Raw genomic sequence first — 13,837 nt, forward strand, 5'->3', positions numbered from 1 at the left:
TTCGATTCTGCAATCGTGCTTGGTGGGCGGCAGGAGTGAGTGTACAGTCACTCATATGTCCACGACCCGCAGTTCCACCCTCTCCACGGCCGACGCCCGCCGGCCTCGTGGCCGCGGCAGCGCTCGCGGAGTTCGCGCGCGGCGGGTATCACGGCACGACGGTCGCCGACGTGGCGGGCGAGGCCAAGATCTCGCCGGCCTACGTCTTCAAGCTCTACGCGGGCAAGGAGGCGCTGTTCATCGCCGCGCTCGACGCCTGCTTCGATGCGATCCTCGTCGCTCTCGAGGAAGGGGCGGATGCTGCTGCCGAGCAGACTCCGGACGCGATCCTCGACGCGATGGGCGGCGCCTACGCGCACCTCATCTCGGACCGGAAGCTGCTCATGCTGCAGGTGCACGCGCAGTCGGTCGCCGAGATCCCCGAGATCGGCGCGGCACTGCGGACCGGACTCGGCCGCGTCACGACCTACGCACAGACCCGCTCCGGCGGCAGCGACGAAGACGTGCAGCGGTTCATCGCCTTCGGCCAGCTCTGCCACCTCATCGTCACGACCCAGCTCGACGGCCGCCCGGAGGAATGGGCGACGCTGCTGACCCGCGGCATCCGTCATCCCGACTGAATCGCACCCGACTGAATCGCCCCTGGCGGCTCAGTCTTTCGCTTGTCCACAAGAGTGAGTGAGTAGTCACTCATCTATCGAAAGGGAATCTCATGTCCACTCTCACCACCCCGTCCACCGCCTCAGAGGTCGCCCCGCGGAGTCGGCGCCGTTGGCTCGCTCTCAGCATCCTCGCGCTCGCGCAGTTCCTCGTGGTGCTCGATGCCTCGATCGTCAACATCGCGCTCCCCGTGCTCGGGCGGCAGCTCCAGATGGACACCGCCGCCCTCGCCTGGGTGATCACCGCCTACGTCCTCGCGTTCGGCGGCTTGCTCCTCCTTGGCGGACGCCTAGCTGACCGGTACGGCCACCGCCGCGTGTTCCTGATCGGGACGGCGGGGTTCGTCACGGCATCCGCTCTGGCCGGTCTCTCGCTGTCGGCAGAGATGCTGCTCGCGGCGCGTGCGCTGCAGGGAGCATCCGCGGCGCTGCTCGCACCCGCCGCCCTCGCACTGCTCACGCAGCTCTTCCCCGACGCGAAGGAGCGCACCACGGCGCTGGGCGTCTGGGGCGGCGTCGCCGGCATCGGATCCGCAGCGGGCGTGCTGCTCGGCGGTGTGCTCACCGCGACCCTCGGCTGGCAGTCGGTGTTCTTCGTGAACGTGCCGGTGGGCGCGATCGTGCTCGTCGCCATCCCCGTCCTGATCACCCGAGACGGCGCCCGTCGGCAGGGTCGGCTGGATGCTGCGGGAGCAGTCACCGTCACGGCAGCACTCGTCGCTCTGGTCGGAGCGTTCAGCGCGGTCGAGCAGCTCGGCTTCCTGCATCCGCTTCCGTTCGTGCTGTTCGCCGCCGCACTCGTGCTGGGTGCCGTCTTCCTCGGGATCGAGCGCCGCGCAGCCGAACCGCTCGTGCCGCTGTCGGTGTTCCGCAACCGCAGTCTCGCGCTCGGCAACGTCGTGATGCTGCTCGGCGGCGCCGCGATGGTCGCACTCTTCTTCGCGCTGTCGGTGTACACGCAGGCCGTGCTCGGATACGACGCCCTCGCCGCCGGACTCTCTCAGCTGCCGCTCGCCGGAGCACTCGTGCTCGTCGCCGGCGCGGTTCCGACGCTGATCGCCCGCCTCGGCACCCGCCCGGTGCTGCTCGTCTCGCTGCTCGTGCTCGCCGGTGGACTGGTCTGGATCGCGGCGGCACCCTCGGATGCGGTGTTCGTGACGCAGCTCCTCGGCCCGACGCTGCTGATCGGCATCGGTCTCGGCGGCGCGTTCGTCGCCACGACGCAGCTCGCGGTCGACGGTGTCGAAGGTGGCGAGGCCGGACTCGCTGGTGGTCTCATCAACACCAGCCAGCAGATCGGCGGCGCGGTCGGAATCGCGGTGCTCGGAACGATCGCGGGCCTGCGGACCGACGCACTCGAGTCGACCGGTGCCCCGGCGGCTGATGCCCTCACCGGCGGGTTCGCCTGGCTCTTCCTCGGGGCCGCCGCGCTCGCCGTGGTCGGAGCCGGCGTCGTCGCGGTGTGGCCGCGCGACTGAGCGGGCTGGCGCTGATCCGCGCCTCCGAATCTCGGACGATTGCAGGAATATCGGACGATCCCGTCAGGATCATCCGCAGAACCTGCAATCGTCCGAAATTCGTGCGTCGACGGCCCGTCGGCGCCGGCGGTCAGTCCGCCCGGCGCACCCGCGACACCAGTGCGACTACAGCCAGCGCGATCACCACGACGCCGTACCCGACGCACACGGCCGCAAGGCCGACGACGCCGACCAGCGCACCCGCGATCACGGCGGGCACGCCGAACGCGAGGTAGGCCAGCAGGTAGATGACCGCGAAGGTGTCGGCGCGCTGCGTCGCCGGGATACGCGGGGCGAGCGAGGCGACGACCCCCGAGAATGCGGTGCCGAAGCCCATGCCGGTGACCGCCGTCGCGGCGAGGTAGAAGGGGAGCGATCCGACGCCGAGCGCAACGAGCGACAGGGCGGTGCCGACGGCCAGTGCCGCAGTGCCGAACACGACCGAGGTGCGCGGCGACCGGCGCCGCATCACGAACGCGGTGATCGCCCCGACACCGGCGAGCATCGCAGGCGCGAGCCCCTGCCACAGGTGCGCGGTGCCGCCAAGCTCGTTGTGCACGATGTTCGCGCCGAGGGACAGGAACAGTCCACCGGTCGCCCAGCCCGCGACCACGGCGGGCGCCGCGCGCCAGAAGTCGGCGCGGATCGCCGAGGGGATCGACAGACGGAAGCTCAGCGAAGCCCAGGCGCCCGGCCGGAGGGGTGCCGTCTCGGGTGCCAGCAGGAACAGCGCGGCGAGCACCACGTAGGTCACCGTGAGCGGCGCGAAGACGTCGAGCAGGGGAGCATCCGCCAGATCGAGGATCACGCCCGAGAGCAGCGCGCCGACCGCGAGGCCGATGCCGGGGCTGAGCGCGTTCCACAGAGCGGCGGTGCGGGCGCGTCCGCCAGGGGCCAGATCGAGCACGGCGGCCGACAGCGCCGAGATGAGCAGACCGGTCGCGAAGCCCTGGAGGATGCGGGCGAGGAACAGCAGGGCGACGGCATCCGCGTGCCAGAAGAGGAACGTGCTCGCCGCGAGAAGAAGGAAGCCGACGATCGCCACCGGGCGGCGGCCGATGTGATCGGAGAGCGAACCGGCGGTCAGGAGTGTCAGCAGCAGGACGATCGCGTACACGGCGAACACCGCGGCGATCACGATCGCATCGAAGCCGATGTCCTGTGCGAGCACCGGGTAGAACGGGGAGGGAGCGCTCGCCGCGATCATCATCGCGATCTGGGCGACGATCGCCAGGACGAACCCGAACCGGATGCGGCGGGCAGTGGGGCCCGGCGTTCCGTCTCGCTTCGCTCGCTCGACGACCGGTGGCGTGGTGATCGGCTGGGTCGTGGTCATCATGCTCCTTCGGGGTTCGATATTTATCGAACTATCGGAGCGTACGCGCCATTCCCGGATAGTTCAACTATTCTCGAACCATGCCTGGCGATCTTCCGCATCCGGATTCCTCCGAGATTCAACTCACGGACGTGCTCTTCGCGCTCAGCGACCCCGAGCGCCTCGCCATCGCCCGCCAGCTTGCTGACGGCCCGCTCGACATGGCCGCCTGCCACGCCACCGACCCGAACCTCCCGAAGTCGACCAAGTCGCACTTCATGAAGGTGCTGCGCGAGGCGGGCGTGATCCGCAACGAGCCCAACGGACGCCGACGGATGCTGACGCTGAGGCGTGATGACCTCGACGCGCTCTTCCCGGGCCTGCTCGATTCGGTACTGCGGTAGGGGACTGCTCCCTGGCACCGCCGCTCACCGCGCTGGCACCTCCACCGTGCAGGAGGCCGCCGCGGCGCGAGCGAGTCGGTGATCGAGGGTCAGCAAGACGCATCCGCTGACCCCGGCCAGTGCGACGTACGCCGCGTCGTAGGCGCTGAGGTTGTGGCGCAGATCGAGCACCCGCGGCACGAGCGGCGTCGAGTCGTAAAGCTCGAGGCGGAGTCGGGCGAGATCGGATGCCGCCTGATTCAGCCGTTCGTCGCTGAGCAGGCCGCCACGGTTCAGACCGCGCAGCGCCGAGGCGACCTCGATCGGGAGAGTGTCGGGAGCGATCAGACTCTCGCCGCCGAGTCGTTCATGGAGTCGGGTCGTCCCCTCTGCTGCGGTCAGCAGGTCGACGACGACCGAGGCGTCGACGACGATCATCCGGCGCGTCGGCCGTCGTGGATCGCGGACACGATCGCGCTCGCGGGGATCTGCGGCTGCGAGGGGCGTCGGGCGAGCTCGGCGAACAGCTCGCCGAGTGTCGGCTGCCCGGCCAGGCGGGTCAATTCGGTGGTCAGGAACTGCTGCAGCGACTGCCCGTGTGCTTCGGCCCTCGCGGTGAGGACGGCGTGCACGGCGGGATCGAGGTCGCGGATCAGCACGTTCGGCATGCTTACAGTATGCATGCGTGGGCGGGTATGGGAAAGAGTGGAGAGATGTGCATGGCGTCCACTCTCGCCCAACACTGCGAGTCACCAGCTCCGGAAACCCGCGATCTGCGGGGAACTGCGTGAGACCCGCTCCTGTGGAGAAGAACTACGAGGCGATGCGCGCAGCCCGCGCTCCGGCATCCGCGCCGATCTCCGCCCACACGGCGTCCAGCGAGATCTCGAGCACGCCCGCGATCGCGGCGATCGTCGAGAAGGCGGGCGTCGCGACGCGGCCGGACTCGATCTTGCGCAGTGTCTCCGGCGAGACGCCGGCGTCCAGCGCCACCCCCAGCATCGAACGGTCGCCGCGCGCTCTCCGCAGCAGGGCGCCGAGGCGTTCGCCGCGTTCGACCTCGGCGGGGGTGAGCGGCATCCGGACCATCATGGTGCCCATACTAATCCCGGGATAGTATTACCGGGATAGTTATTGGAACCAAGCGGGAGAAAGCCATGATCGAGATCCTGACCGCCGCCGAACTCGACCGCGCCAGGGGAGCCGGCGCCCTCGTCGGCGACATCCTGCAGGCGCTGAAGAAGCGCGCGGCTCCCGGCGTCAACCTGCTCGACCTCGATCGTTGGACGAAGCAGATGATCACGGATGCCGGAGCGCAGTCCTGCTACGTCGACTACGCGCCCTCGTTCGGTCGCGGTCCGTTCGGGCATTACATCTGCACCGCCGTGAACGACGCCGTGCTGCACGGCATGCCCCACGACTACGCGCTCGTCGACGGCGACGTCCTCACACTCGATCTCGCCGTCACGCTGCGCGGGGTGTCGGCCGACGCCGCCATCAGCTTCATCGTCGGCGGTGGCGGCGCGCCGGAGGACGTCGCCATGATCGAGACCACCGAACGCGCCCTCGCCGCGGCCATCGACGCCGCCCGCCCGGGCGCTCGCATCGGCGACATCTCCCACGCGATCGGCTCCGTGCTGACCGCGGCCGGTTACCCGATCAACCTCGAGTTCGGCGGGCACGGCATCGGATCCACGATGCACCAGGACCCGCACATCGCGAACGACGGCCGCCCCGGTCGCGGATACAAACTCCGCCCAGGGCTGCTGCTCGCGCTCGAGCCGTGGGTCATGGCCGACACTGACGAGCTCGTCACCGATGCTGACGGCTGGACGCTGCGCAGCGCGACCGGATGCCGCACCGCCCACAGCGAGCACACGATCGCGATCACCGACAGCGGCGCCGAGATCCTCACCCTGCCGCGAGGCTGAGCCTGCCGAGCTCCTGAGCCATCCGCGCGGCCCGGCCGCAGCATCCGCCTGCCGTCGGGAGGAGATCTGCGGTTCGGAGGATTGAATCGTGCGGATGCATCCTCCGAACCGCAGATTCCCTCCGCCCGGGGGCTGAGAGCCGCAGCATCCCCCGCGCTGAGAGCTGCAGCATCCGCCGGCCCGGCTGCAGCATCCGCCTGCCGTCGGGAGGGGATCTGCGGTTCGGAGGATGGAATCGTGCGGATGGATCCTCCCGACCGCAGATCCCCTCCGCCCGGCCGCGGCTTAGAGTGTCAGCATGCCTGGCACCGCGCCCCCCGAATGGACTCAGATCGATCTGACGAGCCGCCGCGGCGGCACGGGACAGCGGATCACGGCGGTGATCCTCGCCGTGGTCGGTGTGGCGGGCTTCGCGACGAGCTTCCGCTCGCTGGGGCCGTGGTGGTGGGAATTCGCGCTGATGGCTTTCGGGTGCGCGGTCATCGTGCTGCTCGCCGCGGGGCTCTGGATCAACGCGGGGACGAGCGTCGCCTCGACGGTCACGCTGAAGGAGACCGGCACTCCCGTCGCGCTACCGGTCGTCGCCGCATTCGAGACCACGGATGAGGGCCTCCGCTACCAGCTGCAGCTGCGCCTGCCGACGGCCGAAGAAGAGTACGTGGTGCACGCCTGCGGCGACCCCCGTTGCGTCGCCGCCGGACGCGCGGCCCCGGATGCCGAACTGCCCGTGCTGCTCGACGCCTCGAAGAAGACCTGGGCTGTCGTCCATGGCGCCCAGGGGGCGTGACCGCCCGAAACTCCCACCTCGCGTTCAGGGTTAACGATATATCGTTGACTATCGTTCGACACTCGAGCATGGAGGCATCATGAGCAACGCATTCCCCTTCGGTCCCGCCGGCAGCAGTGACGGCACCAACAATCTCGGCGGCCTCTTCGGCGGCGCGAACGGCCCGGCCGGCGCGATCTTCGAGGCCATGGAGCAGCTCCGCAAGTCGTTCGAGCAGCGCCCGAGCGGCGGCTCGCGCATGGCCCGCGGCGACGTCCGAACGGCGGTGCTCTCCCTGCTCGCCGAGAAGCCGATGCACGGCTACCAGATCATCAACGAGATCGCCGAGCGCAGCGGCGGAACGTGGAAGCCGAGTGCCGGCTCCGTCTACCCGACCCTGCAGCTGCTCGCCGACGAAGGACTCATCGAGGCCGACGAGCAGAACGGCCGCAAGACCTACTCGCTCACCGAGGCCGGCCTCGCCGTGGCGCACGAGTCGTCCGAGACGAAGGCTCCCTGGGAGTCGTCCGCCGACAAGGACGGCAACCGCAACGACGCACGGTTCCACGCCCTCCCCAAGGCGGGCGTCGATCTCGCCGCTGCCGCCGCGGCGGTCGGACGCAGCGGATCTCCGGAGCAGGTGCAGAGCGCCATCGACATCCTCGACGACGCGCGCCGTAAGCTCTACTCGATCCTCGCGCAGGACTGATACCGGGGTGAAGAAGGGGACACACCGATGACGGATGCTGCGCCCCAGGGCGTCCACCGCGCCCGGTACCGTCGCATCCTGTCGTTCGCGGCACGCGAGTTCGTCAAGATCTGGTGGTTCGAGCTCGTCCTCCCGCGGTTCGGGATGACCAGGGTCGCGGAGCGCACGCGCGGACCGCGGATGCAGAAGTTCGCCCGCCGGTTCCACGTGCTCGCGATCGAGCTCGGCGGGCTGATGATCAAGGTCGGCCAGTTCATGTCGTCGCGCCTCGACGTGCTCCCGCCCGAGATCACGGCAGAGCTCGAGGGGCTGCAGGACGAGGTGCCGGCCGTGCCGTTCGCCGACATCCGTGTCGTCGCGGAGGCCGAGCTCGGCATGCCGCTGGCTCGCGCGTACTCGTGGTTCGACGAGAATCCGGTGGCCGCGGCATCCCTCGGTCAGGCGCATCGCGCCCGGCTGTCCGAGATCGACGCGTCCGACACCGGGCTCGAGAACGTGATCGTGAAGGTGCAGCGTCCCGGGATCGATGAGATCGTCGCGGTCGACCTCGCCGCGCTCCGCCGTGTCGGCCGGTGGCTGACCCGCGTGCGCCTCGTCGCCGATCGGGTCGATGCGCCGGCGTTGGTCGAGGAGTTCGCGCACACGAGCCTCGAGGAGATCGACTACCTGCACGAGGCTGCGAGCGCTGAGCGCTTCCGTGAGAACTTCGCCGACGACGCCCGCGTCGACACCCCGGAGATCGTGTGGGAGCGCTCCACCCGCCGCGTGCTCACCCTGTCGGATGTCACCGCGATCAAGATCAACGACGTCGACGCGCTGCGCGCCGCGGGGATCGACCCGTCGCAGGTGGCCGACGTGTTCGCCGAGGTCATGTTCGACCAGGTCTTCACGCACAGCTTCGTGCACGCCGATCCGCATCCGGGCAACATCTTCGTGACGCCGGTCTCTCCGGGCCCTTCGTCGAGCTCAGGGACCGGAGAGCGGAACTTCCGCCTCACCTTCATCGACTTCGGGATGATGGCCGAAGTGCCGGACAGCCTCCGCGACGGACTCCGCACGCTCCTCATCGCGGTCGCCGGGCGCGATAGTCGCGGGCTCGTCGCCGCCGCGCAGGAGATCGGCGTGCTGCTGCCCTCGGCAGACACCAACGAGCTCGAACGTGCCCTCACCGCGCTGTTCGCCCGCTTCGGGGGGATGGGTTTCGCCGAGCTCAGCAAGGTCGATCCGCGGGAGTTCAAGGACTTCGCCGACGAGTTCGGTGACATGGTGCGGTCGCTGCCGCTCCAGCTGCCCGAGAACATGCTGCTGCTGATCCGTGCGGTCTCGCTGACCTCGGGGATGTGCAGCGGGCTCGATCCCGCCTTCAACGTGTGGGATGCCGCGGAGCCGTACGCCGGCCGATTGCTGCGCGACGAATCGGGGAACCTGATCCAGGACATGGCGAAGCAGGCGATGGAGACGGCGGCTGTCACGATGCGGCTGCCGAAGCGCATCGACGCGGTGATCAGCCGCATCGACGACGGCACCGTGTCGTTCGACACCTCGCGCCTCGAGCGTCGCCTCGATCGGCTCGAGGGCATCGCCCGCCGCATCGCGTCCGGTGTGCTGTTCGCCGCGATGCTGATCGGCGGTGCGCTGCTCGTCGCCCCGCTGCCCCCGCTCGGCATCACCCTGATCTGCGTCTCGGTGCTGCCACTGCTGCACTCGGTGTTCGCGGGCGTCGGGCGGCGCGGGCCGCGCTGACGCGGCATCCGGGCACCCGGAAGCACGCGCTCGCGCGCCCGCTCCGGCGACCCGAGTACCGGAATACCGGCATGGGAGAATGGACTCCCATGGAGACCCCCGACGAGAAGCCGCCCGCACGCTCCGACGGAACCGCACCGGGAACGGGCATCGTCCCGACCGCGAAGAAGATCGTCCGCGACATCGCGAAGGTCCCGCCGCGCAGCGTGCACCCGGCGCTCGTCCCGGGGCTCTCGGTCGAGGAGACCGGCCGCTCGTACCGCACCGATCCGCTCGTGTTCGGCATCGCGGTCGCACTGACGGTCGCCTTCATCGCGTGGGGTGTGTTCGCGGGGGACAACCTCGCCGGCACCACGAAGACCGTCCTCGACGCGGTGGTCGAATACACCGGCTTCTTCTTCACCACGATCGCCACGGTCATCCTGGTGTTCATGCTGTTCGTCGGCTTCAGCCGCTACGGACGCATCCCGCTCGGTCGCGACGACGAGGAGCCCGAGTTCTCGATGTTCTCGTGGATCTCGATGCTGTTCGCCGCCGGCATGGGCATCGGCCTCGTCTTCTGGGGCGCCGCCGAACCGCTCACGTTCTTCGAGAGCCCGCCGCCGGGCACGGTCGAAGCGAACACCCTCGAGGCCATGCACACCGCGCAGGCGCAGGTGCTCTATCACTGGGGGCCGCAGGCCTGGGCGTTCTACGCGCTCGTCGGAGGGGCGATCGCATACGGCGCCTTCCGCCGTGGCCGCACTCCCCTGATCTCGTCGATCTTCGCGCCGCTGCTCGGCGAGAACCGCACCACCGGTCCGCTCGGCCGCACGATCGACGTGTTCTCCATCATCGTCACGCTGTTCGGCACCGCGGCATCCCTCGGGCTCGGCGCCCTGCAGATCGGGCACGGGGTCGAGATCGTCACCGGCATCGGCGAGCTCGGCAACGGCATCCTGATCGCGGCGATCGCCGTGCTCACCGCCTGCTTCATCGCCTCGGCGGTGTCCGGCGTGTCGAAGGGCATCCGCGCGCTGTCGAACATCAACGCGGTCGCCGCTCTGCTGCTCGCGTTCTTCGTGTTCTTCGTCGGCCCGACGCTGCTCATCCTCAACGTGATCCCGTCGGTCGCGGTGCAGTTCCTCGGGGACCTGCCGACGATGATCGCGCGCTCCGCCTCTCAGGGCGACGAAGCGCAGACGTTCCTCTCGTCCTGGACGATCTTCTACTGGGCGTGGTGGATCTCGTGGTCGCCGTTCGTCGGCATGTTCATCGCGAAGATCTCCCGCGGACGCTCGCTCCGCCAGTTCGTGTCAGTGGTCATCGTGGTGCCCTCGGTGATCTCGCTGGTCTGGTTCTCGATCTTCGGCACGACTGCGATCCAACAGCAGATGGACGGCGCCGGCCTGAACGTCGACCCGCCGGAGGAAGTGCTCTTCGGAGTGCTCGAGAATCTGCCGTTCCCGTTGATCACCAGCATCCTGCTCATCCTGCTCATCTCGATCTTCTTCATCACCGGCGCGGACTCGTCTTCGCTCGTGATGGGAACGCTGTCGCAGCAGGGTCGCCCGGAGCCCGCGCGGTGGGTGACCGTCGTCTGGGGTTCGCTCGTCGGCGTGATCGCCGCGGTGCTGCTGATCTCCGGCGAGGAGGGGAGCGGCCTGCGCTCCCTGCAGAACGTCACCATCATCGCGGCGCTGCCCTTCGCGGTGATCATGGCGTTCATGATGGTCGCGTTCATGAAGGACCTGCGGCGCGATCCGCTGATCCTGCGCGACCGGTACGCCCGCATGGCCGTGCGCCACAGCGTCATGGCCGGGCTCGAGGAGTACGGCGACGACTTCGCGCTCGTGCCCGTCGAGTACGACCACTCCGAAGACGACCTGGCCTGGATCGACGAGGACACCGTCGACGACAGCCTCGCCGAGGTCTACGGCGCCGCCACCGAGGCGATCGACATCATCCCCGAGACGTCGGGCGATGCCGGGACGGATGCTGCCGCATCGGGCACCGCGACCGCCGGGCTCGCCGAGCAGACGGCCGAGGCGGCGGACGGTCCTGGTGCGGTGGAGGGCGAGCCCCCGCGCCGCGAGGACCGCCCGATCGACTGAGGCGCGCGTGTGAGTTCACGCCGGATCAGGCCGCTACGCCGGATCAGGCTGTTGTTCGTTGGATCGGTGTGATTCCGCGCGTTCGCCGGAGTCTGTGTGTTCGCCGGAGTCCGCGGGCTCACCACCCTCCGCCGCGCCCGTGATGCGCGCGGCCATGCCGGCGAAGATGAACCCGTGGAACGGCAGTACGGCGAGCCAGTACAGCCGCCCGCCGAGCCCGCGCGGGAAGAACACCGCACGCTGCTCGTAGCGCGCCCCCGCACCGTCGGCGATCGCCCGCAGTTCGAGCCACGCTTCGCCGGGCACCTTCATCTCGGCGCGGAGCCGCAGCAGGCCGGCATCCTCTTCTCCCGAACCGGGCTGCGACACCGCCTCTACGCGCCAGAAGTCGATCGCATCGCCGATCCGTGCGGCCGTGCGGCTGCGCCGACCGCGACGCAGCCCGACGCCGCCGACCAGGCGGTCCATCACGCCGCGGACCGCCCAGAGGAACGGCGACGAGTACCACCCGTTCTCCCCGCCGATCCCGATGATCACGCGCCACAGGTCGTCGACGGATGCCGTCGTCTCCAGCGACCGCGCATCGGTGAAGACGGTGCGTCCGGCCCAATCGGGGTCGCTGGGCAGCGGGTCGCTCGGCGCACCAGACACTTCGGCGTCCTGCCAGCTGGTCTCGATCGTGTCGGCGTCGAGGCGACCGAGTGCGAGCGCCACGGCGCGACGGTACGGCGTCAGTCCGTCGGCGGGCGGCGGGATGAGGTCGTCGACCGCGCGGTCCTTCACGACGCACTCGTTCTGCAGCGACGCGACCAGCGGCCGAGCGATCGACCGCGGCACCGGCGTCACGAGGTTCACCCAGTGCGAGGCCAGCCACGGGGTGAGCACCGGCAACGACGCGATCGCCCGCTGCGGGAGTCCGGCCTCGACCGCGTAGCCGTTCATCATCTGCCCGTAGCGCAGCACGTCGGGGCCGCCGATGTCGACCGCGCGGTTGACGCTCTCGTCGACGCGGGCGGCTCCGAGCAGGTAGTGCAGCACGTCGCGGACGGCGATCGGCTGGATGCGGTTGCGCACCCATTTCGGCGCCGGCATGTACGGCAGCACGTCGGTCAGGTGGCGGATCATCTCGAACGACGCCGAACCCGACCCGATCACGACGCCCGCCTGGAGCACGAGCGTCGGCACCCCCGACTCCTGGAAGATCTCGCCCACGCGCACCCGCGAGCGCAGGTGCGGCGACAGCTTCGCGTCTTCCGGATGCAGCCCGCCCAGGTAGACGATGCGATGAACGCCGGCGCGCGCCGCAGCATCCGCCACCGTCGTCGCCGCGCGGTCGTCGCTCTCCTCGAAGCCCTTGCCCGCGGTCATCGAGTGGATCAGGTAGTACACGACGTCGACATCGGCGACGGCTTCGGCGACGGCATCCGCATCGTCGGCCGATCCCTCCACGATCTCGCAGTCGGCGCCCCAGGGGAAGGATGCTGCGCGCACGGCATCGCGGGCCAGCACGCGCACCCGGTACCCGGCGTTCAGCAGGCGGGGCGTCAGCCGTCCGCCGATGTAGCCGGTCGCGCCGAGCACGAGGGCGCGGGGTGCGGATCCGTCTTCGCGGGGGATGGCGCGGAGCGCCTCTTCCCGTCCGGTGGGCTGCGTGAGGTCGGTCATAGGGCGAGCGTATGCCGGGGGAGCGACAGCGAGAAGCGGGTGGCGCTCGGCGCGCAGACGTGCAAGAGGGCCGGTCGTATACCTGCAACTCGGGGGTTGCAATGACGGACAGCTTGTGCAACTCTGTAATTGCAGGTGAGTGGCGATCCGGCCGCTCCTCCAGAAAGGAAGCATCATGGTGAACATGACTGAAAACGCAGGCTCCGTCGTCGACGAGGAGACCTTCTCCGTCCGACGCACGATCCGCATCGCGGCCCCGGTCGAGAAGGTCTGGCGCGCGGTGGCCGAACCCGAGCACATCTCGCGGTGGTTCGGGCGCACCGAGCTCCACGGCCGCGGTGTCGGCGCGACCGGAACGATGACGTTCCCCGACTACGACGTCATCCCCCTCCGCGTCGAGGCCCACGACGAGCCGCACCTCATCAGCTACCGGTGGAACAACGACGACGCGCTCGGCGATCTGCCGGACGCCGTCGACGAGAGCACCTCGACCGTCTTCACCTTCACGCTCGAAGCCGTCGACGGCGGCACGCAACTCACCGTGGTCGAGACCGGCTTCGAGCGCACGTCCGACCCGCTCGCGAACCTCGAGAGCCACCGCACCGGGTGGGACGCGGAGCTCGACAAGATGGTCGCGCTGGTCGAAGCGGATGCCGCCGAGGAGACAGCGTGACAACAGGAACCCTGATCCCGATGTTCGCGGCACTCGCGGATGAGACGCGGTGGAGCATCCTGACGGCTCTCGGCGAGGGAGATGCCTCGGCATCCGCCCTCGCCGGGCGCCTGCCGGTCAGCCGCCAGGCCATCGCCAAGCACCTCGCGGTGCTCCAGGAGGTCGGCCTGGTCGAGCCCGTGCCCGTCGGCCGTGAGCTGCGGTTCCGGGTGGTCGGCTCCGAGCTCGCCGCCACCGCCGCGAAGCTCGACGCGATCGGACACGAGTGGGACCGCCGGCTCGCTGCGATCAAGGAGATCGCCGAAGGGCTCTGACCGCGGCATCGTGGCGGAGGTGCTCTGCTTCGCGCGGAAGCACTGGATATTCCGCCCCCTTCCCGATAG

Annotated in this window: 15 protein-coding genes; 10 read left to right on the plus strand and 5 right to left on the minus strand. The window is 69.5% G+C overall.

Translation table 11 applies throughout. From position 1 onward, the window contains the following. Positions 1-107: 107 nt before the first annotated feature. Together V5D55_RS07465 and V5D55_RS07470 are read left to right on the plus strand one after the other, a co-directional pair. The gene (locus V5D55_RS07465; RefSeq protein ID WP_435748762.1) at positions 108-620 is read left to right on the plus strand and encodes a TetR/AcrR family transcriptional regulator; all 513 of its coding nucleotides are present in this window, start codon (positions 108-110) and stop codon (positions 618-620) included. A 92-nt stretch (positions 621-712) separates the two neighbouring features. Then, complete coding sequence (locus V5D55_RS07470; RefSeq protein WP_435748763.1) at positions 713-2,137, plus strand: MFS transporter; 1,425 nt, start codon at positions 713-715, stop codon at positions 2,135-2,137. A 130-nt stretch (positions 2,138-2,267) separates the two neighbouring features. Here the strand turns inward: V5D55_RS07470 and V5D55_RS07475 are convergent, their stop codons facing one another. After that, positions 2,268-3,512 (minus strand): MFS transporter, encoded by a 1,245-nt coding sequence (locus tag V5D55_RS07475; RefSeq protein ID WP_435748764.1) that lies wholly within the window; start codon positions 3,510-3,512, stop codon positions 2,268-2,270. A gap of 80 nt (positions 3,513-3,592) precedes the next feature. On the opposite strand from V5D55_RS07475, the gene V5D55_RS07480 reads away from it, so the two are divergent. Next, positions 3,593-3,895: an ArsR/SmtB family transcription factor gene (locus V5D55_RS07480; RefSeq protein ID WP_435748765.1), complete on the plus strand. Its 303-nt coding sequence runs from the start codon at positions 3,593-3,595 to the stop codon at positions 3,893-3,895. 24 nt (positions 3,896-3,919) lie between these two features. On the opposite strand, the gene V5D55_RS07485 is transcribed toward V5D55_RS07480, so the two are convergent. The 3 genes from V5D55_RS07485 to V5D55_RS07495 form a co-directional block, all read right to left on the minus strand. After that, positions 3,920-4,312 (minus strand): type II toxin-antitoxin system VapC family toxin, encoded by a 393-nt coding sequence (locus V5D55_RS07485; RefSeq protein ID WP_435748766.1) that lies wholly within the window; start codon positions 4,310-4,312, stop codon positions 3,920-3,922. Further along, positions 4,309-4,542 (minus strand): FitA-like ribbon-helix-helix domain-containing protein, encoded by a 234-nt coding sequence (locus tag V5D55_RS07490; protein WP_435748768.1) that lies wholly within the window; start codon positions 4,540-4,542, stop codon positions 4,309-4,311. Before V5D55_RS07490 ends, V5D55_RS07485 begins: the two co-directional genes overlap by 4 nt. A 145-nt stretch (positions 4,543-4,687) precedes the next feature. Beyond that, the gene (locus tag V5D55_RS07495) at positions 4,688-4,963 is read right to left on the minus strand and encodes a helix-turn-helix domain-containing protein (RefSeq protein WP_435749272.1); all 276 of its coding nucleotides are present in this window, start codon (positions 4,961-4,963) and stop codon (positions 4,688-4,690) included. A gap of 68 nt (positions 4,964-5,031) precedes the next feature. Here V5D55_RS07495 and map point away from each other — a divergent pair, with 68 nt between their 5' ends. The 5 genes from map (at position 5,032) to V5D55_RS07520 (ending at position 11,116) form a co-directional block, all read left to right on the plus strand. Further along, complete coding sequence (gene map, locus V5D55_RS07500) at positions 5,032-5,805, plus strand: type I methionyl aminopeptidase (RefSeq protein ID WP_435748769.1); 774 nt, start codon at positions 5,032-5,034, stop codon at positions 5,803-5,805. Positions 5,806-6,103: 298 nt separating this feature from the next. Next, positions 6,104-6,592: a hypothetical protein gene (locus V5D55_RS07505; protein WP_435748770.1), complete on the plus strand. Its 489-nt coding sequence runs from the start codon at positions 6,104-6,106 to the stop codon at positions 6,590-6,592. Positions 6,593-6,671: 79 nt separating this feature from the next. Beyond that, complete coding sequence (locus tag V5D55_RS07510) at positions 6,672-7,280, plus strand: PadR family transcriptional regulator (RefSeq protein ID WP_435748771.1); 609 nt, start codon at positions 6,672-6,674, stop codon at positions 7,278-7,280. A gap of 27 nt (positions 7,281-7,307) precedes the next feature. Continuing rightward, positions 7,308-9,023: an ABC1 kinase family protein gene (locus V5D55_RS07515; protein WP_435748772.1), complete on the plus strand. Its 1,716-nt coding sequence runs from the start codon at positions 7,308-7,310 to the stop codon at positions 9,021-9,023. 89 nt (positions 9,024-9,112) lie between these two features. Further along, a complete protein-coding gene (locus tag V5D55_RS07520; RefSeq protein WP_435748773.1) occupies positions 9,113-11,116 on the plus strand; it encodes a BCCT family transporter in 2,004 nt (667 codons plus the stop codon). A gap of 33 nt (positions 11,117-11,149) precedes the next feature. On the opposite strand, the gene V5D55_RS07525 is transcribed toward V5D55_RS07520, so the two are convergent. Next, positions 11,150-12,781, minus strand: coding sequence for an SDR family oxidoreductase (locus V5D55_RS07525; protein ID WP_435748774.1), 1,632 nt, complete (start codon positions 12,779-12,781; stop codon positions 11,150-11,152). A gap of 184 nt (positions 12,782-12,965) precedes the next feature. On the opposite strand from V5D55_RS07525, the gene V5D55_RS07530 reads away from it, so the two are divergent. Both V5D55_RS07530 and V5D55_RS07535 read left to right on the plus strand, forming a co-directional pair. Then, on the plus strand, positions 12,966-13,454 hold the full coding sequence (locus V5D55_RS07530) for an SRPBCC domain-containing protein (protein WP_435748775.1): 489 nt from the start codon (positions 12,966-12,968) through the stop codon (positions 13,452-13,454). Further along, positions 13,451-13,768 carry an ArsR/SmtB family transcription factor gene (locus V5D55_RS07535; protein WP_435748776.1) on the plus strand — a complete coding sequence of 106 codons (318 nt, stop codon included), beginning with the start codon at positions 13,451-13,453 and terminating at the stop codon, positions 13,766-13,768. The genes V5D55_RS07530 and V5D55_RS07535 overlap by 4 nt, the downstream gene beginning before the upstream one ends. Positions 13,769-13,837 lie beyond the last annotated feature (69 nt).

The organism is Microbacterium sp. PMB16, assembly GCF_051294855.1.
GTDB lineage: Bacteria > Actinomycetota > Actinomycetes > Actinomycetales > Microbacteriaceae > Microbacterium.

Excerpts from the sequence above, each read along its gene's own strand:
- V5D55_RS07530 (WP_435748775.1), top strand. The coding sequence starts at position 12,966 with ATGACTGAAAACGCAGGCTCCGTCGTCGACGAGGAGACCTTCTCCGTC.
- V5D55_RS07510 (WP_435748771.1), top strand. The coding sequence starts at position 6,672 with ATGAGCAACGCATTCCCCTTCGGTCCCGCCGGCAGCAGTGACGGCACC.
- V5D55_RS07515 (WP_435748772.1), top strand. The coding sequence starts at position 7,308 with ATGACGGATGCTGCGCCCCAGGGCGTCCACCGCGCCCGGTACCGTCGC.
- map (WP_435748769.1), top strand. The coding sequence starts at position 5,032 with ATGATCGAGATCCTGACCGCCGCCGAACTCGACCGCGCCAGGGGAGCC.
- V5D55_RS07470 (WP_435748763.1), top strand. The coding sequence starts at position 713 with ATGTCCACTCTCACCACCCCGTCCACCGCCTCAGAGGTCGCCCCGCGG.
- V5D55_RS07525 (WP_435748774.1), bottom strand. The coding sequence starts at position 12,781 with ATGACCGACCTCACGCAGCCCACCGGACGGGAAGAGGCGCTCCGCGCC.
- V5D55_RS07485 (WP_435748766.1), bottom strand. The coding sequence starts at position 4,312 with ATGATCGTCGTCGACGCCTCGGTCGTCGTCGACCTGCTGACCGCAGCA.
- V5D55_RS07520 (WP_435748773.1), top strand. The coding sequence starts at position 9,113 with ATGGAGACCCCCGACGAGAAGCCGCCCGCACGCTCCGACGGAACCGCA.
- V5D55_RS07480 (WP_435748765.1), top strand. The coding sequence starts at position 3,593 with ATGCCTGGCGATCTTCCGCATCCGGATTCCTCCGAGATTCAACTCACG.
- V5D55_RS07505 (WP_435748770.1), top strand. The coding sequence starts at position 6,104 with ATGCCTGGCACCGCGCCCCCCGAATGGACTCAGATCGATCTGACGAGC.
- V5D55_RS07490 (WP_435748768.1), bottom strand. The coding sequence starts at position 4,542 with ATGCCGAACGTGCTGATCCGCGACCTCGATCCCGCCGTGCACGCCGTC.
- V5D55_RS07475 (WP_435748764.1), bottom strand. The coding sequence starts at position 3,512 with ATGACCACGACCCAGCCGATCACCACGCCACCGGTCGTCGAGCGAGCG.
- V5D55_RS07495 (WP_435749272.1), bottom strand. The coding sequence starts at position 4,963 with ATGGTCCGGATGCCGCTCACCCCCGCCGAGGTCGAACGCGGCGAACGC.